The sequence below is a fragment of the Caballeronia sp. LZ043 genome, assembly GCF_031451075.1.
In the GTDB taxonomy this organism is placed as follows: Bacteria; Pseudomonadota; Gammaproteobacteria; order Burkholderiales; family Burkholderiaceae; genus Caballeronia.
In genome coordinates, this window is sequence record NZ_JARUXT010000004.1 from 1,142,099 (window position 1) to 1,166,077 (window position 23,979).

At 66.1% G+C, this 23,979-nt stretch carries 24 protein-coding genes; 20 read left to right on the forward strand and 4 right to left on the reverse strand.

From position 1 onward, the window contains the following. The first annotated feature begins 9 nt into the window (after window positions 1–9). The gene (locus QCE64_RS32790) at window positions 10–600 is read left to right on the forward strand and encodes a dimethylsulfoniopropionate lyase (protein WP_309935131.1); all 591 of its coding nucleotides are present in this window, start codon (window positions 10–12) and stop codon (window positions 598–600) included. A 13-nt stretch (window positions 601–613) separates the two neighbouring features. Here QCE64_RS32790 and QCE64_RS32795 read toward each other — a convergent pair whose 3' ends face one another. Then, on the reverse strand, window positions 614–1,900 hold the full coding sequence (locus tag QCE64_RS32795) for a diguanylate cyclase (protein ID WP_310008317.1): 1,287 nt from the start codon (window positions 1,898–1,900) through the stop codon (window positions 614–616). Window positions 1,901–2,310: 410 nt separating this feature from the next. On the opposite strand from QCE64_RS32795, the gene QCE64_RS32800 reads away from it, so the two are divergent. After that, window positions 2,311–2,514: a cold-shock protein gene (locus tag QCE64_RS32800; protein WP_309821213.1), complete on the forward strand. Its 204-nt coding sequence runs from the start codon at window positions 2,311–2,313 to the stop codon at window positions 2,512–2,514. 290 nt (window positions 2,515–2,804) lie between these two features. Then, complete coding sequence (locus QCE64_RS32805) at window positions 2,805–2,939, forward strand: hypothetical protein (protein WP_309926903.1); 135 nt, start codon at window positions 2,805–2,807, stop codon at window positions 2,937–2,939. Window positions 2,940–2,959: 20 nt separating this feature from the next. On the opposite strand, the gene QCE64_RS32810 is transcribed toward QCE64_RS32805, so the two are convergent. Then, window positions 2,960–3,952, reverse strand: coding sequence for a LysR family transcriptional regulator (locus tag QCE64_RS32810; protein WP_310008318.1), 993 nt, complete (start codon window positions 3,950–3,952; stop codon window positions 2,960–2,962). A gap of 217 nt (window positions 3,953–4,169) precedes the next feature. Here QCE64_RS32810 and QCE64_RS32815 point away from each other — a divergent pair, with 217 nt between their 5' ends. From QCE64_RS32815 to QCE64_RS32860, 10 genes are all read left to right on the forward strand, one after another. Continuing rightward, window positions 4,170–4,913, forward strand: coding sequence for an ABC transporter permease (locus tag QCE64_RS32815; RefSeq protein ID WP_309926909.1), 744 nt, complete (start codon window positions 4,170–4,172; stop codon window positions 4,911–4,913). Further along, window positions 4,910–6,097, forward strand: coding sequence for an ABC transporter ATP-binding protein (locus tag QCE64_RS32820; protein ID WP_310008320.1), 1,188 nt, complete (start codon window positions 4,910–4,912; stop codon window positions 6,095–6,097). Before QCE64_RS32815 ends, QCE64_RS32820 begins: the two co-directional genes overlap by 4 nt. After that, window positions 6,094–6,810, forward strand: a complete 717-nt coding sequence (locus QCE64_RS32825) for an ABC transporter permease (protein ID WP_309926914.1) — start codon at window positions 6,094–6,096, stop codon at window positions 6,808–6,810. The genes QCE64_RS32820 and QCE64_RS32825 overlap by 4 nt, the downstream gene beginning before the upstream one ends. Before the next feature lie 23 nt (window positions 6,811–6,833). Then, window positions 6,834–7,766, forward strand: a complete 933-nt coding sequence (locus tag QCE64_RS32830; RefSeq protein WP_309926917.1) for a glycine betaine ABC transporter substrate-binding protein — start codon at window positions 6,834–6,836, stop codon at window positions 7,764–7,766. A 3-nt stretch (window positions 7,767–7,769) separates the two neighbouring features. Then, a complete protein-coding gene (locus QCE64_RS32835) occupies window positions 7,770–8,651 on the forward strand; it encodes a nitrilase-related carbon-nitrogen hydrolase (RefSeq protein WP_309935139.1) in 882 nt (293 codons plus the stop codon). A gap of 85 nt (window positions 8,652–8,736) precedes the next feature. Next, on the forward strand, window positions 8,737–9,990 hold the full coding sequence (locus QCE64_RS32840) for an aromatic ring-hydroxylating dioxygenase subunit alpha (protein WP_309935141.1): 1,254 nt from the start codon (window positions 8,737–8,739) through the stop codon (window positions 9,988–9,990). Continuing rightward, window positions 9,983–11,050 carry an iron-sulfur cluster-binding domain-containing protein gene (locus QCE64_RS32845; RefSeq protein WP_309926921.1) on the forward strand — a complete coding sequence of 356 codons (1,068 nt, stop codon included), beginning with the start codon at window positions 9,983–9,985 and terminating at the stop codon, window positions 11,048–11,050. Before QCE64_RS32840 ends, QCE64_RS32845 begins: the two co-directional genes overlap by 8 nt. Further along, window positions 11,047–12,450, forward strand: coding sequence for an MmgE/PrpD family protein (locus tag QCE64_RS32850; protein ID WP_310008322.1), 1,404 nt, complete (start codon window positions 11,047–11,049; stop codon window positions 12,448–12,450). Before QCE64_RS32845 ends, QCE64_RS32850 begins: the two co-directional genes overlap by 4 nt. Before the next feature lie 32 nt (window positions 12,451–12,482). After that, on the forward strand, window positions 12,483–14,108 hold the full coding sequence (locus QCE64_RS32855; protein WP_310008323.1) for an FAD-dependent oxidoreductase: 1,626 nt from the start codon (window positions 12,483–12,485) through the stop codon (window positions 14,106–14,108). A 60-nt stretch (window positions 14,109–14,168) separates the two neighbouring features. After that, window positions 14,169–15,380 carry an FAD-binding oxidoreductase gene (locus QCE64_RS32860; RefSeq protein WP_309926926.1) on the forward strand — a complete coding sequence of 404 codons (1,212 nt, stop codon included), beginning with the start codon at window positions 14,169–14,171 and terminating at the stop codon, window positions 15,378–15,380. Between the two features lie 4 nt (window positions 15,381–15,384). On the opposite strand, the gene QCE64_RS32865 is transcribed toward QCE64_RS32860, so the two are convergent. Beyond that, window positions 15,385–16,368 (reverse strand): GlxA family transcriptional regulator, encoded by a 984-nt coding sequence (locus tag QCE64_RS32865; RefSeq protein ID WP_309926928.1) that lies wholly within the window; start codon window positions 16,366–16,368, stop codon window positions 15,385–15,387. 110 nt (window positions 16,369–16,478) lie between these two features. Between QCE64_RS32865 and QCE64_RS32870 the strand changes: the two genes are divergently transcribed. The 7 genes from QCE64_RS32870 (at window position 16,479) to QCE64_RS32900 (ending at window position 23,208) form a co-directional block, all read left to right on the forward strand. After that, the gene (locus QCE64_RS32870) at window positions 16,479–17,489 is read left to right on the forward strand and encodes a LysR family transcriptional regulator (protein ID WP_310008325.1); all 1,011 of its coding nucleotides are present in this window, start codon (window positions 16,479–16,481) and stop codon (window positions 17,487–17,489) included. 141 nt (window positions 17,490–17,630) lie between these two features. Continuing rightward, window positions 17,631–18,656, forward strand: coding sequence for an ABC transporter substrate-binding protein (locus tag QCE64_RS32875; protein WP_310008326.1), 1,026 nt, complete (start codon window positions 17,631–17,633; stop codon window positions 18,654–18,656). 10 nt (window positions 18,657–18,666) lie between these two features. Beyond that, entirely contained in the window at window positions 18,667–19,440 is a 774-nt protein-coding gene (locus QCE64_RS32880; RefSeq protein WP_310008328.1) for an ABC transporter permease, read from the forward strand. Next, window positions 19,428–20,213 carry an ABC transporter ATP-binding protein gene (locus QCE64_RS32885; RefSeq protein WP_309926941.1) on the forward strand — a complete coding sequence of 262 codons (786 nt, stop codon included), beginning with the start codon at window positions 19,428–19,430 and terminating at the stop codon, window positions 20,211–20,213. Before QCE64_RS32880 ends, QCE64_RS32885 begins: the two co-directional genes overlap by 13 nt. A gap of 114 nt (window positions 20,214–20,327) precedes the next feature. Then, entirely contained in the window at window positions 20,328–21,515 is a 1,188-nt protein-coding gene (locus QCE64_RS32890; RefSeq protein ID WP_310008330.1) for an FAD-binding oxidoreductase, read from the forward strand. 13 nt (window positions 21,516–21,528) lie between these two features. Beyond that, window positions 21,529–22,278: an electron transfer flavoprotein subunit beta/FixA family protein gene (locus QCE64_RS32895; RefSeq protein ID WP_310008332.1), complete on the forward strand. Its 750-nt coding sequence runs from the start codon at window positions 21,529–21,531 to the stop codon at window positions 22,276–22,278. Then, window positions 22,279–23,208 carry an FAD-binding protein gene (locus tag QCE64_RS32900; protein ID WP_310008334.1) on the forward strand — a complete coding sequence of 310 codons (930 nt, stop codon included), beginning with the start codon at window positions 22,279–22,281 and terminating at the stop codon, window positions 23,206–23,208. A 93-nt stretch (window positions 23,209–23,301) separates the two neighbouring features. On the opposite strand, the gene QCE64_RS32905 is transcribed toward QCE64_RS32900, so the two are convergent. Then, window positions 23,302–23,967, reverse strand: coding sequence for an SDR family NAD(P)-dependent oxidoreductase (locus QCE64_RS32905; RefSeq protein WP_310008336.1), 666 nt, complete (start codon window positions 23,965–23,967; stop codon window positions 23,302–23,304). Window positions 23,968–23,979: the final 12 nt, after the last annotated feature.

A 23,979-nucleotide genomic window follows, 5' to 3' on the forward strand; every position in this document is an offset into this window, starting at 1 on the left:
GAGCACACCATGACGAAGCGACCTGAAGCCGTATCGACCTTCATTGCCATCGCGGAACGCCTGTTCCAGTCCACGCAGCTTCCCGAAGGCGGACGCGTGGTTGCGTCAAAGGTGTTTGAAAAATTACGCACGCCGTCCGACGACGGCACGCGGCGTACGGACCGCTTCCCCGCCTGCGCGTGGTTCGATGCCGCGCTCGCACCGCGCATCGGCGAGGATACGGACCTCGGCGCGGCCGCGCGCGCGCTCAAGGCGCTGGAACCTTCTCTGGGCTGGTCGCGCCGGAATTCGGGTGAGAACGGCAGCGAGAATTACATCGAAGGTCACGTACACGGCATGATCTGCGGAACGGGCGGCGCCGAGAGCCGTCATGACGTGCGGCTCGGCTTCTCCGTGATGGCGCCCGAAGTCCGCTATCCGGATCACTCGCATCCACCGGAAGAAGCCTATGTGCTGTTGAGTGCCGGCGAGTTTCGCCAGCGCGACGGCGACTGGTTCAATCCGGGCATCGGCGGCGGCATCCATAACTTTCCGGGCAGCCGTCATGCGATGCGCTCCGGCCGCGAACCGTTCATCGCCGTCTGGTGCCTGTTGCCGTAAGCCGTACGCCTCGCTATCCCACCTCGACGCGATTGCGCCCGCGCTCTTTCGCCTGATACAGCGCGCGGTCGGCGCGCCGCATCAAGGCATCGACATCCGATTCGCCCGGCTCGCGCGTCACCACGCCGATGCTCACCGTGAACGGAATCGGCTTCACGCGCCACGCGTGCTCGAAGTCCTGCTGCTCGAAGCGCCGGCGCAGTGTGTCGGCGATCTCACAGGCGAGCCGCGCATCCGCGCCCGGCAGCGCCGCGACGAACTCCTCGCCGCCCCAGCGCGCGAACAGTTTCGACGCATGCGGGATCGACATGCCGACCTGCGCCAGCACGCACAGCACTTCGTCGCCGATATCGTGGCCGTGGCTGTCGTTGATCTTCTTGAAGTAATCGATGTCGAGGATGAACACGGACAGCACCTGATCCGTGCCCAGCACCTTCTCGACAAAATCCAGGAATTCGCGACGGTTCGGCAGGCCGGTCAAGGCATCGGTCGCGGCCTGCTTCCTGAGCAATTCCATGAGTTGCGCGCGCTCGGTAATGTCACGGATCACCGCCGTGAATTCGATCACGCCATCCACCTTGATCTTGGAGATCGCGATCTCCACGGGAATGATCCGCCCGTCGCGATGCCGTCCGTACACGCTGTTGCTTTCGTCCATGCGCGGCGGCGTGATCGAACGCAGGTTCATCTTGTCGGAGTCGGCGAACTGCCTGACATTGCGCGAGTGGTTCGCGCGGAAGCGTTCGGGCAGCAGCGTCTCGATGCGTCGGCCGAGCACTTCGTCGGAGCGATAGCCGAACAGGTTTTCCGCCGCGCGATTGAACAGCGTGATGTTGTGCTGCTCGTCGATCGTGACGATGGCGTCATAGGCCGAATCCACGACCGCGCGAAAACGCGAGTCGCTGACTTCGAGTGCGTGGGTCAGATCGCGCTTCGGGGGATTCACGAAGCCCGTCAGCAGGATCTCCTTCGCGTCCGCACCGCCGAGCGGCTTGAGCGTGAGCCGCCATAGCGGTTCATTCGCGCCGCGCATCGCGGGATGCGCCAGTTCCTGCACATCGCCCGACGTAAAACCTGCGTTCAGTTTCTCGCGCAATGCGGACCATCCGTGATCCGGAATCAGCGTATCGAACAGGAACGGAAATGAAAGCGGCTCGGCGTGCGCCACGCCCGCCATCGCGAGGAACGCGTCATTGCAAGCGTTGATGACAAAAGCACCGTGCGCATCGCGCGCGAAGAGAGCGACGCAGATCGTCACGCCATCCGCGGGCTCCTGAGTTGTGTTGGGCAAACCGGACATAGTCTCACCTGGGCGACACCGCCTTACGGTACCGAAAGCAAAAGCGCGTGACGTTGTCGCGGGCGTCACATCGCCCATGGTTATCGGCGCGGAGTCGTGAGCCTTGAGCTTGAAATCGAAGATGATCGACATGGCAAACCGCTTTCGGTCTCCCACGAACGGCTCGCCCTCCAGCGAAAACATGGCGCAAGAACCGTGCTTCGCCCGGCAAGGCCGACGAACTTTCGTTCGAAAATTGTTGACCAATTCACTAAGGATTTGGTAGCATCCGTGGCTGGAGTACAAGAAGTCGATTGCTGTTCATCAATAGTCCGTTTATCTCTTGCGGTATTCGTTGTCCATTCCCTCCTTGCTGCTTCGCCCCGCTCAATCGAGCACTTTTTTTTGTTGTATTTCAATTCAGGATTTTCATGGACACCGGTATTGTCAAGTGGTTCAACGACACCAAGGGTTTCGGTTTCATCACGCCGGACGCAGGCGGCGATGACCTTTTCGCGCATTTCTCGGAAATTCGCGCTGACGGTTTCAAGACCCTGGCAGAAGGCCAGAAGGTAAGCTTCGAAACGAAGCGCGGCCCGAAGGGCATGCAGGCTTCGAACATCAAGCCGCTGTAAATTTGCCGCTGCAGATTTGCCGCTGTTAATTCGCGGCACGCCGGGAGCCTTCAAGACAAGGCTTCCGGCTTCCTCCGGTTCACCTTCGCGGCTCCGCGACACTCCTTCGGCCTGGCCCTGGTTGCCGCCATCTTTCGATCGCGTTAAAGACGCGCATCGCCTCGTGTTCTCTGGTTGCGCCGGAAACACTCACTCTTAAAATTAAAATGACACAACTCAATCAATACCGCGGTTATGCGGTACACGCCTTTACGCATCGCCTGCACGACAAAACGTTTTCCGCGAATGTCATGCTGGAACGTCCCGAAACGGAATCGGACGAATCCACTTATCGCTTTTTCTCGCTGGATTACTTTTCCCAGGAATCCGATGCGATCGAGTATTCGCGCCGCTGGGCGCGCGACTGGATCGACACGCGCGGCTGACGGCATCGCCGACCCATGCATCATGCTTGGCGCAACGCGTCGTCCGGCAACGTCGGCACGGCGCGCACGAGCGCCGGGCGAATCAGATGCTCGAGCACACGTCGCGTGAGCGTCACGGTCTCATCGACGAAACCGTCCCACTCTCCCTGCCGATGCAGCACGAAGAACTCGCGCCGCGCGAGCCGTCCTTCGGGCAGCGGCAACACAGCGATCTCGTCGAGATAATGCCGTGCCTGCCACAGGCACAGCGGCGTCGAGATGGCAAAGCCGAGCTTCGCGCTGACGAGACTCAATAGCGGATCGGTGGCGTCGAATTCGTAGCGGCGCGGGCTTTCGATACCCAGATGCCGCGCAAAGCGATCCACCTGCTGGCCAATCACCGAACGCGCCGTATAGCGGATCAGCGGCAGTTCGTCCGCAAGCGTGCGCCAGTCCGGCGTGCTGCCTTGCGCGTGACCAGCCGCGCGTTCCTCCAGCCAGCGCCGCGACACCACCGCGACGAACGCCTCCGAAAACAACGGCACTTCGACGATGCGCGCGTCGGTCAACGCCGTCTGCGTGCAGACCACGACGTCCACTTCGCGCGCGTGCAGCTGCGCCGCCAGACCGGGCGTCAGGCCCGACCACAGCGTGATCTGTCGCGCCGGACCGGACATCGCGCGGATCAGCTCGGGGCCGACCGTCGCCGCGAAGGAATCGACGCAACCGAGCCGCAAAGGCAACGTCCCCGCCAGCGATTCGGCGCCGAGCCGCGCGCTCACCGTCTGCGCATGTTCCAGCAGCGGGCCTGCGAGTTCGAGCAGCGCGCGCCCGGCGCGATTCGGACGCGGCGGACGGCTGTCACGATCGAAGAGATCGGCGCCCTGTTCGCGTTCCAGTGCGGCAATCGACTGGCTCACCGCGCTCTGACTCAGGCCGAGGCGGCGGGCGGCGGCCGTCATCGAGCCGGTTTCGCAGACGGCGACGAACGCCTGCAACGCGCGCAAATCGATCGGGGCTGGGGTGCGTCTCATCAAGTCTCCGCAAGAAGAACGGCCGCCCGCGCGGCGCTCATCATCAGTTTGCCTTCTACAAAATCGCCACGCGCACTTTAAAACAGAGTCCAGCGCTTTGATGCACCCGCACAGGCCCGGTCGGTTTGGTGACAGTTGATGTCGAGTTTGTGTTGGTTCACGGGTTATTGGCCCGTTACATTCGATCCACACCCGCATCGGGTGCACGGAGGCCGCATTGGATACGCTGGTTTTCATCTGGAGTAATGCGGCATCGATCGGCCAAATGCTGGTCGATCACGTGCTGATCGTGCTGGCCGGCGTCGGCTGCGCGATCGTGACGGGCGTCACGCTCGGCATCGTCATCACGCTCAACGAGCGGCTCGCGCGCGTCGTGCTCTATACCGCCGCGATGCTGATGACGATTCCGTCCATCGCGCTGTTCGGGCTGCTGATCCCGGTGCTGTCGCTGATCGGCCAGGGCATCGGCTTCCTGCCGGCGGCCATCGCGCTGTTCCTCTATTCGCAGTTGCCGATCCTGCGCAACACCTACGCGGCCATCCGCAATCTCGATCCCGCGCTGCGCGAAGCCGCGCAAGGCATGGGCATGACTTCGTGGCAGCGGCTGCGGCGCGTCGAAATGCCCATTGCCGTGCCGATCATCATGGCCGGCGTGCGCATGGCGGTGGTAATGAACATCGGCATCGCGGCAATTGCGACGTATATCGGCGCCGGCGGACTCGGGCGGCTCATCAGCCGCGGCATTTCGCAGTCGGACCCGCGGCAGCTGGTGGCGGGCGCGCTGATCGTCGCGCTGCTGGCCATCCTCGCCGATCTCGGCCTGGCCGCGCTGCAATGGCGGCTGACGCCGGAAGGCATGCGGCCGCGCCGGGCGCGCTTCCTGTGGCGCCGCGCCACGGCCCGTCCGCCGCTCGCGGCGCCTCTTGCACACACGCCTGCCACTCCGGCGGAGGGACGATGATCGAGCTTCGAAACCTGACCAAGCGCTTCACTGCGCGCGGCGACAAGGCGGTCGTCGACGACATCTCGATGACGGTCGAGGAAGGCGAACTGTGCGTGCTGCTGGGACCGTCCGGCTGCGGCAAGACCACGACGCTCAAGATGGTCAACCGGCTCGTGCAGCCGACCTCGGGCCGCATCCTGATCGGCGGCGTGGACACGGCGGGCTTCGATATCGTCGAGCTGCGGCGGCGCATCGGTTACGCGATTCAGCAAGTGGGCCTGTTTCCGAACATGACGGTGGCGGACAACATCGCGCTCGTGCCGGAGATGCTCGGCTGGAACAAGACGCGCATCCGCGAGCGTACGGAGCAACTGCTGGCGATGGTCTCGCTCGATCCGGCGACCTTCATGCCGTGCTATCCGCGCGATTTGTCGGGCGGCCAGCAGCAGCGCGTCGGCGTGGCCCGGGCGCTCGCCGCCGATCCGCCCGTGATGCTGATGGACGAGCCGTTCGGCGCGATCGATCCGATCAACCGCACGTCGATCCAGGACGAGTTCCGCCATATCCAGAAGAGCCTGCGCAAGACCGTGATGTTCGTGAGCCACGACATCGACGAGGCCATGAAGATGGGCGACAAGGTAGCCATCTTTCGCGACGGCAAGATCGAGCAGATGGCCAGTCCCGACGAGTTGCTGGCGCGTCCGGCGAGTGCGTTCGTCGCGGATTTCGTCGGCACGGACCGGGCGCTGAAGCGCCTGCGCCTGATGCGCGCCGCCGATGCCGCGCTGGAACCGGCACGCGTCGCGCGACTGGGTTACGCGAGCGCCGATGCACGCACGCTCCTGCGCGATCATCTGGCCGACACGCTGGTCGTCCTCGATGCGCAGAACCAGCCGGTGGGCCATGTCGGGCCGCTGGAACTCGCCGCAGCAGGCGCAACCTTGGAGGCCGTGCGGCTGCGTCCGCTACCCGCCGTGATACGTGCAACCGACGACCTGCGCTCCGTCATGTCGATGCTGCTCGCGCACGGCGTGACGTGGCTGCCGGCCGTGGATGCCGAGGGCGCTTTCATCGGCTATGTGACGCATGAACGCATCGCTTTGATGGCGCGCGCGGCATGCGTTTCGGGCGAAGCATCGCCGCAGGTTGCCGCCGCGCCGCGGGCGGACGATATCGCGCTCGTCGCCGGAGCCGTGCGATGAAGCCGCGCGCCGCTCGCCTTGCGTGTGCTCTGGCGGTGGCATGCGTCAGCGCATCGGCGCATGCGGACAACTGGCTGGCGTCGATCGGCCAGTATCGCGCGGACATCGTCTATCAGGCCGGCCAGCAGATGCTGATGGTGCTGATCGCGGGCGTCGCGGCCATTCTCGTGGCCGTGCCCGCCGGCATCTGGCTGAGCCGTCCGGAGAACGGCCGCGCCGCGCATTTCGTCATGTTCACGCTGAACGCGGGCCAGGCCGTGCCGAAGCTCGCGATCCTCGCGCTCGCCATGAGCGTGCTCGGCATCGGCGCGAAGCCCGCGATTCTCGCGCTGTGGCTCGCCACGCTGCTGCCCATCGCGATGAATACCTACGAAGGCATCCGCGCCGTGCCGCCCGCGCTGATCGAAGCGGCCAACGGCATCGGCATGACGCAGTGGATGATCCTGCGCAAGGTCGAACTGCCCAACGCCATGTTCGTGATTCTCGCCGGCGTGCGCACCGCGCTGGCGATCACCGTCGGCACCGCGCCGCTGGCGTTTCTCGTCGGCGGCGGCGGACTGGGCGAACTCATCTTCACCGGCATCGACCTGAACGACTTCACGATGTTGCTTGCCGGCGCCATCCCGACCGCCCTCCTCGCGGTCGCCACCGACCTGTTCGTCGCGCAGCTGCAGCACTGGCTCGTGCCGCGCGGCGTCAGTCCTCAACGTTGATCCTTCTCCCGGAACCGAAGCCCATGTTCAAGCCGCTGTTGTCACGCACGTCGTGGTCACGCCTGCTCGGCGCATCCCTGTTCACGCTCGCATTCGGCGCATTCAGTGCGTTGGGCGCGAGCCAGGCGGCGCAGGCCGCATCGACCATTACGGTCGGCGGGAAGAACTTCACCGAGCAGGTCCTGCTCGCGGAGATGACCACGGAACTGCTGAAGGCCAAGGGCTTCGATGTCGTGAAGAAGGACGGCATGGGCAGCACGGTGCTGCGTCAGGCGCAAGAGAACGGTCAGGTGGACGTGTACTGGGAATACACCGGCACGTCGCTCATCACCTACAACAAGGTGACCGACAAGCTCGATCCGCAGCAAACCTACGCGCGCGTGAAGGAACTCGATGCGCAGAAGGGCCTCGTGTGGCTCGACCCGTCGAAGGCGAACGACACGTATGGCCTCGCGATGAACCGCGATGTCGCGCAGAAGCTCGGCATCGCGACGCTCAGCGATCTCGCGAAGGTGCTGAACAGCGGCAAGGAACTCACCTTCGCGTGCAATTCCGAGTTCTACGCGCGCCCCGACGGCCTGCGTCCGCTGGAGAAGGAGTACGGCTTCCACTTCGGCCCGGCGCAGATCAAGCGGATGGATTCGGGTCTCACGTATCAGGCGCTGAAGGATCGTCAGGTCGATACCGCGCTGGTCTTCACGACCGATGGCCGCGTGCCCGCGTTCAACTTCATCGTCCTGCGTGACGACAAGAACTTCTTCCCCGCCTATGCGCTGACGCCGGTGGTGCGCAAGGCGACGCTCGACGCCAATCCGAACCTGGCGGGCATCCTGAACGCGCTGTCCGCCAAGCTCGACGACGCGACCATGGCCCGTCTCAACGCCGAAGTGGACGTGCAGAAGAAGTCGCTCAGCGACGTCTCCGGCGCGTTCCTCAAGTCCGCCGGCCTGCTCTGATCCATGCGCGCGCAGCCAGCCTTGCGCGTCGCGGCCGCGCAGATCGAAACCGTTCCCGGCGATCTCGCGGCGAATCTCGCCGTGCATCGGCGGGTGATCGAACAGGCGACGGAAAGCGGCGTGCGGCTGCTGGTGTTTCCAGAACTGTCGCTGGCCGGACACGGCGCCGGCGAGCACGCGCTGAAGCTCGCCCTCACCCGCGATGACGAAGCCTTGCTCGAACTCGCGCGCGGTTGCTCGGAGCTATCGGCGGTAGTCGGGTTCATCGAGGAAGCCCCGGGCGCGCTGTTCTACAACAGCGTCGCGACGCTGCATGCGGGACGCGTGGTGCAGGTGCATCGCAAGATTGCGCTCGCGACCTACGGCAAACTCGACGACGGCAAGTACTACGGACACGGCGAGCGCCTCGATCAGTTTGCGCTGCCGGACGACCCGCGCTGGCGTGTCGCGACGCCGATCTGCGCGGACTTGTGGAGCCCCGCGTTGATGCATCGGCTGGCGCGCGACGGCGCCACGCTGTGCGCCGCGCCGGTGAGTTCGGCGGTGGAAGCAGTCGGCACCGAGTTCGACAACCCGCGCGGCTGGGACACCGTGTTGCGCGCCCATGCACTCGTCTATGGGCTGCCGATCGTGTTCGCCAATCGCGTCGGACGCGAAGGCGCGCTGCATTTCTGGGGCGGCTCGCGCATCGTCGGCCCGCGCGGCGAGGTGCTCGCGCAAAGCGAGACGGCGCACGAGGAACTGGTGATCGCCGACCTCGACTACGGCGCGGTGCGCAACGCCCGCTTCGACCTGCCGACGGTCCGCGATGCCCGCGCCATCGACACGGCTCTGTCTCGCCACGCTTCCGGAAACGATGAAAACGACATCGTGTCGGTTTCGTGATCGGGTAGGTCGTGTGGCTGTCGGCATGCGCCAAATCAGCGGCAGACAATCGGTCTAACTGATCGTTCGCACGGAGAACACGACGATGATCGACCCGACACGCGTGCGCGCCGCCCTCGCGCAACGCCGTGACAACTTCTCGCTGCCGCAGCCGTTCTATACCGACGACGCGTTTCATCAACTCGATATCGACGCCGTCTTCAACAACGAATGGCTCTTCGCCTGCAATAGCTGCGAACTGCGAGAACCGGGCGATTACCTGACACTCGAAATCGGCGCGACCTCGGTCATTGTTCTGCGCGACCGGGACGGTGAGATTCGCGCCTTCTTCAATACCTGCCGACATCGCGGCTCGCGCATCTGTCTCGACGAAAAGGGCCATGCGCACCGCCTCACCTGCGCCTATCACCAGTGGGTCTACGAACTCGACGGTTCGCTGCTGCATGCGCGGCAGATGCCCGCGGACTTCGAGCGCGAAGCGTACGGACTGCGTCCGGTGCATGTCGGGATCGTGTGCGGGATGGTCTACCTCTGCCTCGCCGATACGCCGCCGGACCTCACGCGCTTTCGCGAAGCGGTGACGCCCTACATCGCACCGCATCAGCCGTGGCGCACCAAGGTAGCGGCCGTCTCGACGATGATCGAGGACGCGAACTGGAAGCTCGTCATCGAGAACAATCGCGAGTGCTATCACTGCGCAGGCAATCATCCGGAGCTGCTCGCGACGCTGGTCGAATTCGCGCTGCCCGACGATCCCGCCGGCTCGCGCGACTTCCGTTTGCTGATGGACACGCAGGCCGCCAAGTGGGAACGGCACGGCCTGCCGCATCTGCCGGCCGATGGCGGCGACGAGTTCCGCTGCATCCGCCTGCCGTTTCATCGCGGCGCGGTGTCGTTCACGCCGGATGGCTCGCCTGCCTGCGGCAAGCTGCTCGGCGATCTCACCGAGCCCGACCTCGGCTCGGTACGCATGTTCCGCGTGCCGAACAACTGGAATCACTTCCTCGCCGATCACATCATCCACTTCCGGATCCTGCCGCTGTCGGCGTCGCGCACGATGCTGCGCACGACCTGGCTCGTGCATGAAGACGCGGTGGAAGGCGTCGATTACGACGTCGATACGCTGACCTCCGTGTGGAACGCCACCAACACGCAGGACGCGCGGCTCGCGGCCAACAATCAGCTGGGCGTCGGCTCGATCGGCTACACGCCGGGACCGTATGCGCCATCCGAATTCATGTTGCGCAACTTCACCCACTGGTACGCGAACAAGCTGGCGACGTATCTGGACGGCTCGCATCCGCATCGCTCGATTGAACTGAAGGTGTCGAATGGCTGACGTGCTGATCGACCCCGACACCGTGAATGCATTCGATGAAGCCGCCGCGCGCACGCTCGAATGCATCGGGGTGCGTGATGAAGCGCCGGGCGTGCGGACCTTTTTCCTGCGCGATCACCATGCCGACGGCGCGCGCCGCCATGCGCCCGGACAAGCCATGTTGCTGACGCTCGATATCGACGGCGTGCGGCATGACCGGACCTTCTCGATTGCGTCGTCGCCGCTCGGGCGCGGCGTGATCGAGCTGACCATCAAGGCGCAGCGCGACGGCGTCGTGACGCGCTGGCTGCACGAACACTGCGTGCCGGGCCTGCAAATCGAGGCACGCTATCCACTCGGCCGCTTCACGCTCGACGTGGCAAATCCGGAGCCGCTTGCGCTGGTGTCGGCGGGATCGGGCGCCTCGCCGCTGATGTCGATGCTGCGCACGCTCGCACACAGCCGGCCGGATGCGGACGTCGCCTGGCTGCACAGCGCGCGTCATGCCGACGACATCCTCTTCGCGGCCGAACTCGCCGCGCTGCAGGCGCGCATGCCGAACCTGCGGATCAGCGTCTGGCTCAGTGCGCCGGAGCCGGGCTGGTTCGGCCTGCGCGGACGCATGACGCGCGGCACGCTTTGGGCGATGACGCCGGACTTCGGCCGCCGCACGGTGTACTGCTGCGGCCCGGCGGGCTTCATGCAAGGCATCCGGCAGATTCATGCGGCGGAAGGCGCGCGACGCGCGGCGTTTCATATCGAGCATTTCGGACCGGCACCCGTCGATCCGGCAACACCGACGCCCGATGACACGACCGGCGTCATCCATCACGCCACCTTCGGCGACAAGCGCTTCGACGTGCGCGCGGGCGAAACGCTGCTCGTCGCGGCGACGCGTCAGCACGTCGTGATTCCCTGCGGCTGCGCGAGCGGCATGTGCGGCACATGCAAGGTCCGCCGCCTCTCCGGCGAAGTCTCGATGCAGCACGCGGGCGGTTTGTCCGCCGCCGAGGAATCGCAAGGCTGGATTCTCGCGTGCTCCAGCCGCCCTTCCACCGACATCGAGATCGCGCTCAGATGACACGCACCGCCGCTCCTTTGCAAGACGACGCCAGCCGCTTCACGCACGCGTTGCGTTTCGACATGCTGCCGGATACGGTGGTCCGCGACGCACAGCGCCGCCTGCTCGATCTCTTCGGCATCGCGGCGGCGGGCACGAGCACGCGGATGTCGTCGATTGCGCGCGAACATGCGCTCGACTGTTTCGCCGCCGGCCGCAGTCCGGCGCGCATGCTGTTCGACGGGCGGCTCGCTAGCGCGGCGGGCGCGGCCTTCGCGGGCGCGGCGACCATCGACAGTTTCGACGGCCACGACGGCCACGCCCTCACCAAGGGCCACGCAGGCGTCACGGTGCTGCCCGCACTGCTCGCGATGACCGAACGCGCGCCCGGCATGAGCGGCCGCGAGTTCATCGTGCAGACGGTGCTCGGCTATGAGCTCGGCACGCGCGCGGGGATCGCGCTGCACGCGACGAGCCGCGAATATCACACGTCGGGCGCGTGGAATGCGCTTGCGGCGGCGGCCATCGCGAGCCGCGCGCTCGGCTTCGATCTGCCGACGACGCGTCACGCGCTCGGCATCGCCGAGTATCACGGACCGCGCTCGGACATGATGCGCTGTATCGATCATCCGACCATGCTGAAGGACGGCTCGTGCTGGGGCGCGCTCGCGGGCATCAGCGCGGCGTGGCTCGCGTCGCGCGGCTTCACCGGCGCGCCGGCCACGACCGTCGAACGCGATGCGCCCGCCGTCTGGGCCGATCTCGGCGAACGCTGGCTGATCCTCGAACAGTATGTGAAGCCGTATCCGGTGTGCCGCTGGGCGCACGCTTCGATTGCGGCGGCGCTCGCGGTGCGCGCGCAGGCCGGTTTCGATGCGGCGGACATCGTGCGCGTGGAAATCGAGACCTTCCATCAAGCCGCGCGCCTGTGGTCGGACGCGCCGCGCACGACCGAAGAAGCGCAATACGGCGTGCTGTTCCCGGTCGCCGACGCGCTGCTGCATGGACGCGTGGATGCGGACACCATCGGCGATGCGGGTCTCGCCGATCCCGCGGTGCGCGCACTGCTGCCGCGGCTCGTCACGCGCGAACACGCGGACTTCAACGCAGCCTTTCCCGCCGAGCGCTGGGCGCGTGTGGGCGTCGAACTGAGCGACGGACGCCGCCTCGATTCCGGTCCGATGCAGGCGGACGGCGACCCCGCGCGTCCGCTGCCGCCCGGCGTCGAACGCGACAAATACCGCAGCCTGACGGGCGCGCGTTTCGGCGCTCGTTTCGCGAGCGAACTCGAAGCCGCCGTCGATGCACTCGCCGAACCCGATGCAAGTGCCGCCCGCTTGTGCGAACTCGTGCTGAACGCGCCGCCCGCCATCGAAGAAGCCGATGCACGCGCCTGCGACGACCAGGCCGTCCCCTCCTGAACGATCGAACCGAAACAGTGGAAAACGAAGCCATGCACACGCCGTTCCATGATCCCGCCAGCGTCGCGGGCAAGGCGCCGCCGGTCGGCGAAGCGACCGATCTGCTCATCGTCGGCGCGGGTCCCGCCGGCATTGCGGCCGCGCTCGAAGCGGCGGGACGCGGCATCGGCGTGACGCTCGTCGATGAAAATCCGGTGCCGCTGGAAACCATGGGCGAGGACGTGCCGTTGCACTTCGGCGGACGCATGGGCGCGACAGCGGGCAATGCCAACGCGATGCTCGAAGCGATGCTGGAGGCGCGTCCCGAACTCGGCGACGCGCTGGAAGCGGGCGTCGACGTCAGGCTCGGCACGGCGGTCTGGGGACTTTTCCCGCACGGCCCGGCGCGCGCGTGGATGGACACCCACGCCGCCGGTCTCGCCGATGCCTCGCATGCGTGGCTGATGAGTTTCAAACAGGTGATCGTCGCGTCCGGACGGCGTGACATGGGCCTCGCCTTCGACGGCTGGCAGCGGCCCGGCGTGATGGGCGCGAGCGCCGCATGGCGGCTCGCGGTGCTCTACGGCGCACTCGATGCGCGCCGCGCGGTGCTCGTCGGCAGCGATACGGATGCACTGAACGTGGCCGTCGAACTGATGGCGCGCGGGGTGCGCATTGTCGCGGTGATCGAACAGTCGGAGGCGATTCTCGGCGATCCGGCGCTCGCCTCGCAACTCGAGGCAGGCGGCGCGCGGCTGCTCGTGCGTCATGCGGTGCGGCACGCGCACGGCGACGCCTACGGCGTGACCTCGGTCGAAGCGGCGTCGCTGGATACGGGCGCATCGACCGCGTTCGAGTGCGACACGGTGTTGCTCGGCATCGCCGCCCTGCCCGCGATCGAACTGCCCGAAGCAGCCGGCTGCGCAACGACGTTCGATGCCGCGCGCAGCGGTCATGTCGTGATCGTCGATGCGATACAACGCACATCGCTGCCGTTCATTCACGCGGCCGGCGACTGCGCGGGCGTGTGGGCAAGCAAGAGCCGTGATGAAGATGTCGCGCGAGAGGAAGGCCGGCGCGCAGCGCGCGCGGCGCTCGAAGCGCTGGGCGCTTCCCGGGACGAAACTGCCGCGACCAAGCCGATTGAACCCGACACGCCCGCATACGACATCGCGCAGGCACGCGTGGCATGGGTCCAGGCGAGCGTCATCGGCGCGGCGGGCGAGCCGTTCGTGTGCCAGTGCGAGGAAGTAACCGCGCGCGAGATCCTCGATGTGCGTCCGCCGCGCTATCTCGACTGGCATCCCGCCGATGCCGCGCACGACACGCGCGGCGTCGCCGGGCTGGCGCAGAGCGGCCCGCCGAATCCCGATGCGGTCAAGCGCCTGACACGCGCCTGCATGGGTCCGTGTCAGGGTCGCCGCTGCCGCGAACAAGTGGCGGCGCTGCTGGCCATCGGTTCGGGCTGCGCGCTGCCGCAGATTCCGCTCGCCACCTTCCGCGCGCCGGTGCGTCCGCTCGCATTGCGCCAGCTGGCCGAAGTCGCCGAAGCCTCATCGACCGCCGCGCATTGGGACAGCTGGTTCGGCATGGCCTCGCAATGGGTGCCGTTCTGGCGCGTCGAGCCGCTCTATCGCGCGGGCACGCGCCAGGTCGGCGAAGCAGTGGCGAGCGAATAACATGACGTCGACTCCATCGCATCCAAAGGCAACTCCCAATCGCAATCGAGGCACGCAGGCATGAATACATCGGCAGCAGGCAAGACCACGGACGGCGGCACGGTCAAGGGCGCATCGGTCGTCATCGTCGGCGGCGGGGTGACGGGATTGTCGGCGGGATGGTGGCTCGCGCGCGAGGGCATCGACGTGCTGGTGCTCGAAGCAGGCATGCTGGGCTGGGGCGCGTCGGGGCGCAACGGCGGCGGCTGTTCGCATCATCACAGCCCGCTTTTCATGGAAGAGCAGCGCCTCTGGCCGATGATGGACGAACTGCTCGGCTATCCGACCGAGTTCTGCCGCGAACGCATCCGCATCGCACTGGACGAACAGCAGTTCATCCTCTACCGGCGCGCGCTGGAGAACGGCGAACATCACGGACTGCGCTCCGACGTGCTCGACGCGAAGCAGGTGCGCGAACTCGTGCCGCTCGCGGGCGACAACGTGCATGCCGGTTACTTCTATCACTTCGGCGGCCATGCGAATCCGCATCGCACGTTGCAGGCTTATGCGTGGGCCATGGAGGATCACGGCGGGCGCATCCTGCAACACACGCCGGTGACGGGTTTCGTCTCGCAAGGCGGACGCGTCTCCGCGGTGCAGACGCCCGCAGGGGAGTTTGCCTGCGACCATCTGGTCATCGCGGCCGGACCGCATACCGGCGTGCTGGCGGCGCAGCTCGGCATCGACGTGCCGCTGGCGGCCGCGCGCGCGGAGATGATCGTCACCGAGCCGCTGCCGCTGATGCCGCTGGGCGGTATCGACGGCAACGGACTGTATGGACGGCAGACGCTGCGCGGCAATCTTGCGTATGGCGGCGGACCGCACGAATGGCTCGCGCTCGACGACGTCCCGAAAGTCCGCCCGCATTCGACGCCGCTTCAATGCAGCATCGCGGCCCGGCTCGCGGCCCTGCTGCCGAAGGCCGCGCATGCGAAGGTCATCCGCAGCTGGGCGGGCTATATCGAGAACACGCCGGATGGACGGCCCGTGATCGATCGGCCGGCGGCGCAAAGCAACGTGACGGTCGCGACCTTGTCGAGCGTGGGCTTTGGCTTGTCGCCGGCGAGCGGGCACGCAATCCGCGATCTCGTCGTGGACGGGCATTGCGGGTTCGCCGATCTGTCATCGCTCTCGCTCGCGCGCTTCGCCGAACTGGAGCCGAACTGGCGCGAATTGCAGGGCTGGCTGCCGTTGCCGTTGCGCGCTGCGGCGCCCGTACTGGAAGCCGCGTAGAAGCTCAGGAGCGCGGCTGCGCCGCGCGCAATTCCGTCGGGCTGATGCCGTACGCCCGGCGCACCCAGCGCGCCAGATGCGACGGCGACGCAAAGCCCGTCGCCACCGCCACATCGGCTACGGGCACGCTCGAATACGTCAGCATGTCGTGCGCGCGCTCCAGCCTTAGCTGCACGTAATAGCGCGCGGGCGTCGCGTTCAGATGCCGCAGGAACAGGCGCTCCATCTGCCGCGACGTCATGCCGATCGCGGAACCGATATCGTTGATCTGCACCGGCGTCTCCACGTTCGCGCGCATCATCTCGATGGCCCGGCGAATGCCGCGCGGCAGGCTCGCGTGATTCTGGTCGCGCCAGCCGCGCTGGTTGTCGGCGGTGTCGCGCATGCGTTCGTGGTGGAACTGGTTGGCGACGCGCACCGCCAGATCGCTGCCATGCTGCGTCTTGATGAGCTGCAGCATCATGTCCATCGCCGCGATGCCGCCCGAGCACGTCATGCGGTCGCGATCGATGTCGAACAGCCGGCTGCTGCACAGCAGATCGGGAAAGGCTTCCGTAAAGGCCGGCAGGTTCTCCCAGTGGATGGTGCAGTGATAGCCGTCGAGCAGGCCAGCAAGCGCGAGCAGCCAGGTTGCCGTCGACAGCGAGCCGATCACCGCGCCCGTGCGCGCCGCGCGCTTCAGCGCCGCGACGAAGGCCGGTTCCTGCGCGGGCGCGAGACGCAGGCCGCCGCAGATGAACACGTAGTCGGCCTCCTTATACACGTCGTCGAAGCTGCGCGCCGCCAGCGCAATGCCATTCGATGACTCGACCGGCTCGCCATCGAGGCTCGCAAGCGTCCAGCCGTAGAGTGTTTCTCCCGCGAGGCGGTTGGCCGAGCGCAAAGGCTCGATGGCGGACGAGAGGCTCATCATCGAGAGGCCTTCGGCCAGCAGGAACACGAACCGGCGCGGCGGCACGGCGGCGGATGAAGAAGAGTGAGTGACCAAGGCGCGCGACGTGGGGTTGACGATGCAAGCCTTCGCTGAGCAGCAAGCGCACCCGCGAAGACGCCGTGTTCGATGCTTGTGCCCGCTATTATGGCGCGCAGGAGGATGCCATGCGAAATACATTCGTCGGGGTGGACCTGCGCGCGTTGCAGGCGTTCGTCGCGGTATGCGAGACGCGCTCGATGACCGAAGCCGCTCGCGTGCTCGGCGTCACGCAGAGCGCGGTGAGCCAGCTGATCGCCGCGCTGGAGCGCGAACAGGGCGTCGCGCTGTTCGACCGCGAGTTCCGGCCCGTGCGGCCCAACGCGGCGGGACGCATCCTGTTCGAGCAGGCGGGCGGGCTGCTCGAACATGCGCAGGCGGTCTCGCACAACGTGCGGACGGCGACGAGCGAAGGCGTGTCGAGCCTGCGTATCGGCTGCGTGGACTCGTTCGCCGCCAGTGTCGGGCCGTTCATCGTGCAGCGGCTGGCGGAGCGCATGAAGACGCTTTCGATGTGGTCCGGTCTCACGCCGATCCTGAGCGAACAACTCGCCAACCGCGAACTCGATCTCGCCATCTGCACGGACGCGACACTCGATCCGCGCCGTGTCGAATTGCGTCCGCTGTTTTCGGAGACCTTTGTCGCCGTCGCGCCGAAGGCCTTCTGCGCGGAACACCCACCGCGCAACTTCCACGACGTCGTGCGTGAACTGCCGCTGTTGCGCTACACCGGGCGCTCGCTGATCGGGCAACAGGTGGAGCGGCTCGTCAAGCACATGAACTTCCACGCGCCGAACCGCTACGAGTTCGATGACACCGATCCGCTGCTCAGTCTCGTCGCGTCCGGCTTCGGTTGCGCGATCACTTCGCCGCTGTGCCTGTGGCAATCGCGTGCACATCTGCCGGACGTGACGGTCGTGCCGCTGCCTCTCACGCGCATCGGACACCGTGACTTCTACATCCTCACGCGGCGTTCCGAATGGTCCGCGATGGCCGAAGCCGTGTCGCGCGAGTCCATCGCCGTGACGCGCGACGTGATCGCGCCCGGTCTGCATGCGGCCCTGCCCGGCATGCCCGCCCATCTCTTCGATACCCACGCGGCAGAAGCCGAAGCAGTGGGCAATGCAGCATCGAATTAGCGCAACTGCTTCAAAACATAAGAGTTGCTGATTCGGCAACCCGCTTTATGGCGAGCACGCGTTCGCCACTACCATCGATGGCGGACCAGATCACCCCGGGCACGCCGCCGGTTCAAACCTCTCATTCGGACGGACATAACGATGACAAGCAGTCGCCGCACTTTTCTGAAGCAGGCTTCCTGGATCGGCGCGGCCGCCGCCACGGCGGGCATCTCGGCAGGCTTCGCGCCGCTGGCGCGCGCGGCGGCTGTCCCCGTCAACTACGGCGGCTCGGCATGGCTCGGGCACTACGCGGCCTATGTCGCGATGAAGACCGACATCTTCACGAAGCTCGGCATCGACTGTCGCTGGCAGTCGTTCTCGACCTCCTCCGCGCGCATGGGCGCGGTGATGTCGGGCAACCTCGATATCGCCGGCACGGGCGTCGTCTCGGCGCTCGCGCTGATGGCCAACGGCGCGAAGCAATTTCAGCTCATCACCACGCCCAACAACTTCGGCAAGTCCGAAGGCTTGCTGGTGCATGCGAACGTGAAGTCGCTCGCGGATCTGAAAGGCAAGAAGATCGGCGTCACCTATGCGTCGAGTTCGCACGTGCTGCTGCTCGACGTGCTGCGCCAGGCCAACATGGACCCGACCAAGGACGTCAGCATCATCAATCTGCCGGCCACTGAACTGCTCACCGCCTATCGCGGCAACCAGATCGACGCCGCCGCCGCATGGACGCCGACCTTCGACCGCATCCGCGCCCTGCCCGACACGAAGCTGCTGCTCGACGATTCGTCGTTCTCGCTCTACAAGCAGTTCCAGCTGACGCCGGGACCGGACGTGCTGCTGGTCCGCACGGCCTTCGCGAGCGCGCATCCGGAAGTGCCGAAGGCCTTCCTGCAAGGCATCGCGCAAGCCAACGACCTGATGACGCAACAGCCCGAAAAAGCCGCGCCGATCCTGATGACGCTCACCAGCCTGTCCCAGGACGAACAGATGGCCGTCCTCAAGCAGACCCAGTGGTATTCGCACGCGCAGCAGAAGGCGCTCTTCGCGGGCAACGGCGGCAAGCCGGGGCCGTTCGTCGATGGCGTGCAGAAGCTCTCGGACATGCTCGTCGACCTGAAGCAGATCGATCAGTCGCCGAAGGTGGCGGACTGGATCAACGCAACTTATCTCTGAGCGCGCGCGGATGGCCTCCAATCGTAGATGGCGTGACGGCGGCGGTCTGTTCGTCGTCAGCGCCTGCTCGTTGATCGGCTTCCTGCTGCTGTGGGAACTCATCTGCCGCGCCGGCCTGGTCGATCCCGTGTTCCTGCCCGCGCCGTCGCAGGTGCTGGCGCGCGGCATCCGCATGTGGAACCAGCATGCGCTGCTCGACCACGTGCTCGCCTCGACGCGCCGCGTGATGGTCGGCTTCCTTGCGGCCGCGCTGGTGTCGATCCCGCTCGGCATCGTGCTCGGCACGTCACGCGTGGCGCGCGCCGTGTTCGATCCGCTGCTGTCGTTCCTGCGCCCGCTGCCCTCGATGAGCTGGATCCCGCTGTCGCTGCTGTGGTTCGGCATCACCGAAACGCAGAAGTACAGCATCGTCTTCATGGGCTCGTTCGCGCCCGCGCTGCTGTATGTGATCGACGCCACACGCAGTATCGATCCGATCTTCATCCGCGCCGCGCGCAATCTCGGCGCGAACCGCTGGCAGGTGATGGTCGAAGTGATCCTGCCGGGTTGCATCCCGCAGATCCTGTCCGGCATGAAGGTGATTCTCGGCCTCTCGTGGACCTGCGTGATCTCCGCCGAACTCGTCGCCGCGCAGCAAGGCCTGGGCTTCATGATCATGAACGGACGCGAGTTTTTCCAGACCGACACGGTCGTGCTCGGCATGGTGCTCATCAGCATCACGGTGCTGATTACCGATGCCGCGTTTCGCCTCATCGAACGCGGGGTGCTGTCATGGCAACGATGAATGCGCCGATGATCCGCCTCGAAGGCGTCGCGAAAAGCTATGGCGCGTTGCAGGTGCTGAAGGAAGTCAACCTCGATATCGCCCGGGGCGAATTCGTCGTGCTGCTCGGCGCATCGGGTTGCGGCAAGTCGACGATGCTCAACATGATCTCCGGCTTCGAGCAGCCGACGCAAGGCCGCGTGCTCGTTCACGACAAGGTGGTGAAGGACATCGAGCCGGCCTGCGGCATGGTGTTCCAGCAATATGCGCTGTTCCCGTGGAAGACGGTCAGCGAGAACGTGGCGTTCGGTCTCAAGATGCGCGGCGTCAGCAAGGCGGAGCGGCGTGAGGCCGCGCGCCGTCATATCGAGGCGGTGGGCCTGAAGGGCTTCGAGGACAGTTATCCCGGCAGGCTCTCGGGCGGCATGAAGCAGCGCGTGTCGATTGCGCGCGTGCTCGCCAACGACCCCGACGTGATGCTGCTCGACGAACCCTTCGCCGCACTCGATGCCATGACGCGCCAGGTGCTCCAGGAACAGCTTCTTTCGCTGTACGAGAAGAGCGGCAAGACCATCGTCTTCATTACGCATTCGATCGACGAAGCGCTGATGCTCTCCACGCGCATGATCGTGATGGGCGCGAAGCCGGGACGCATCGTGCAGGACATCCGCAACGACCTGCCGATGCCCCGCTCCGCCGAAGTGCAGCTCTCGCCCGCGTATCTCGAGATGAAGAAGTCGATCTGGGAAACCGTGCAGGCCGAAGTCATGAAGGGGCTGGAAGGCGCTGCCTGACACCCGTGGCGTGCCCGCGCTTCTGCTTAGCATCGTTGTTCCTTATGAACGCCGCGCGGCGCAGGCGGCGCGGCACACTGCATCCATCATCCGCATCGCAAAGGAAGCGCAACCGTGAATACTTATGACGTGGTGGTGATCGGGGCCGGCGTAGTCGGCACGTCGGTCGCGTTCCACCTGCAAAAGCTCGGCGCGAAGAACGTGCTCGTGCTGGACCGCGCGACCATCGGCGCGGGCACGACCTCGCAATCGTCCGGCATTCTGCGCACGCATTATTCGGTGAAGGAAAACGTCCAGCTCGCGCGCAAGTCGTGGGCCGTGTTCAACGACTTCGCGGCATATCTCGGCGACGACGAAGCGTCATGCGGCCTCGTGAAGAGCGGCTACATGATCGTCGCGGCCGAGGGCGACAAGGTCGAACCCTTGCGCGCCTCGCTCGAACAGCAGCAGCAACAAGGCATTCCGCTCGAATTGCTGAGTGCGCAGCAGGCGCACGAACTGATGCCGATCGCCCGCTTCGACGATGCCGCCCTGATCGGCTTCGAACCCGAAGCCGGTTTCGCCGATGCCTATCTGACCGCGACGAGCTTTGCGCGCGCCGCACGGCGCGGCGGCGTGACGATACGCGAGAACGTCACGGTGAACCGCTTGTTGATCGACAACGGCAAGGTGCGCGGCGTCTCGACCAGCGCGGGCGATTTCGCCGCCTCGATGGTCGTCAGCACGCAGAACATCTGGACGCCCGAACTCGCCGGCTGGACCGGCCAGGCCTTGCCGGTCTCGCCCGAACGTCATGCGGTGCTCGCGCTGGAATGCGCAGGCGCCGCTTACACGTACCAGATGCCGGTGTTCAAGGACCTCGCGTCGCCGGGCATGCTCTACTACCGCAGCTACGGCGGCAATCAGATGCTGGTGAGCGAAGGCACCGCCGGCGAAAAGCTCGACCACGCCGACACCGAACAAGGCGACATTCCGATGGACTATGTCGTCGAAGTCGGCGCGCAGGTCGCCGAGCGCTTTCCGGCCTACGAGGCGGCGGGCATTGCCTCGTCGTGGACCGGCGTGTACGACGTCACGCCCGACTGGAATCCTGTCCTCGGCGGCTTGCCTGGCATCGAAGGGCTGGTGATCGGCTATGGCTTTTCCGGTCACGGCTTCAAGCTCTCGCCGACCGTCGGCCTGGTGCTCGCGCAAGCCGCGCTCGGCCTGCCGACCGAGGTCTCGCTCGCGCCGTATTCCATCGAACGTTTTGCGACTGGCGCCTTGCTGACCGGCAAGTACGGCGTCGGCGCGGTTTCCTGAGGAAGGTCCAGGCATGAAAGTCATGGCAGCAGTGAAGCGTGTCGTCGATTACAACGTGAACGTCCGCGTGAAGGCGGACCACAGCGGTGTCGAGACGAGCAACGTGAAGATGTCGATGAACCCGTTCGACGAGATCGCCGTGGAAGCCACCGTGCGGCTGAAGGAAGCCGGTCATGCAAGCGAAGTGATCGCGGTGACCTGCGGCCCGGCGCAGAGCGCGGAGACGCTGCGCACGGCGCTGGCCATCGGCGCGGATCGCGGCGTGCACATCCACACCGATGCGGAATTGCAGCCGCTGGCCGTCGCGAAGCTGCTGAAGGCGGCGGTCGAGCGCGAAGAGGCGCAGCTGGTGATTCTCGGCAAGCAGGCCATCGACGACGATGCGGGCCAGACCGGCCAGTTGCTCGCCGCGCTGCTCGACTGGCCGCAGGCCACGTTCGCCAGTCGCATCGAGATCGGCACGGACACGGCCACGGTTACGCGTGAAGTGGACGGCGGGCTCGAAGTGATCGAACTCACGTTGCCGGCCATCGTCACGACGGACCTGCGCCTGAACGAGCCGCGCTACGTGACGCTGCCCAACATCATGAAGGCGAAGAAAAAGCCGGTCGATACGCTGAGCCCGGCGGAACTCGGCGTCGATCCTGCGCCGCGCCTGAAGACGCTCACCGTGAAGGAACCGCCCGCGCGCCAGGCCGGCGTGCGCGTGACCGACGTGGCCGCGCTCATCGACAAACTCCGCAACGAAGCGAAGGTAATCTGAATGACCACTCTCGTCATTGCCGAACACGAAGGCGCCCGCATCAAGGCCGCGACGCTCAACGCGGTGAGCGCCGCGCAGCAGTTGCAGAACGGTGTGCATGTGCTGGTCGCGGGTCATGATGCACGCGGTGCGGCGGAAGCGGCCAGCGCCATCGAGGGCGTGGAGCGCGTGATCCTGATCGACGCGCCGCAACTCGCCGACGGCCTCGCCGAAGCGCTCGCCGCGCAGGTGCTGATGCTGGCGCCGTCGTACACGCATCTGTTCTTCGCGGCGACGGCGGCGGGCAAGAACGTCGCGCCGCGTGTGGCCGCAAAGCTCGATGCGTCGCAGATCTCGGATGTCATCGCCATTCACGACGCCGATACCTTCGATCGCCCGATCTATGCGGGCAATGCGATCGCCACCGTGCAGTGCGGCGACGCGATCAAGGTCGCGACGATCCGCACCACCGCGTTCGATGCTGCCGCCGCGTCAGGTGGCAACGCGCAAATCGACACGCGCGACGCGGTGGCTGTGAACGGCCGCGCCCGCTTCGTGCGCCGCGAGATTGCCGTCAGCGAGCGGCCCGAACTGACCTCGGCGCGCATTGTCGTGTCGGGCGGGCGCGGACTCGGCAGCGCGGATAACTTCGCCATCCTCGACCCGCTCGCGCAGAAGCTCGGTGCGGCCGTGGGCGCGTCGCGGGCAGCCGTGGATTCAGGCTTCGCGCCCAACGACTGGCAGGTCGGACAGACCGGGAAGATCGTCGCGCCGCAGTTGTACGTGGCGGTCGGCATCTCGGGCGCGATCCAGCATCTGGCCGGCATGAAGGATTCGAAGGTCATCGTCGCCGTCAACAAGGATGCCGAGGCGCCGATTTTCAGCATCGCGGACTATGGACTCGTCGGCGATCTGTTCGAGGCCGTTCCGCAAATCACGCAACAGCTATGACCCGCGCGCGGCCTCACGCGCCGGTCAGATAGCCGCCGTCCACGGGCAAGGTAACGCCCGTGACGAACGCCGCAGCCGGCGATGCGAGAAACGTCACCGCGCCACCAGATCCTCCGCCTCGCCCCAGCGCTTGAGCGCGCTGCGCGCCGCGATCTTGTCCGCCTTCGCCGGGTCCTGCCACAGCGCCTTCGTCATGTCCGTGCGATGGTATCCCGGCGCCACTGCATTGACGCGCACGCCCGCCGGTCCGAAAGCATGGGCCAGCGCGCGCGTCAGCCCGACGATGCCCGACTTGCTCGCGCAATACGCGGGCACGTCGGCGTCGGCCATGAAACTCAGCATCGAGGCGATGTTGATGATCGCGCCGCGCCGGGATTCGAGCCGGTCGCGCGCCGCCATCGAAAGACGCATCGCCGCGCTCAGGTTCACGTCGAGCACTTCCTGGAACACCGCGTCCGTGTATTCGTCGGCGGGACGCGCGACGCCCGCGGCATTCACCAGCACATCGAGTTCATCCAGTTGCGCGACGAAGTCCACGATGTCGCCGGGACTGCGCACGTCGAGCTTCTCGAAACGGATGCCTTCCAGCGTGCGATCCGCGCGCAGGGAAGCGAGCTTCGCATCGGAACTACCCGTGGCGATCACTCGCGCCGAGAGCGCCGCAAAGCCGCTTGCAATCGCGAGGCCGATACCGCTCGTCGCGCCCGACACGAGCACGGTCCTGCCTTCGAAAAGTCCTGCGCGAAATGCCTGTTCCATGTGATCGTCCTC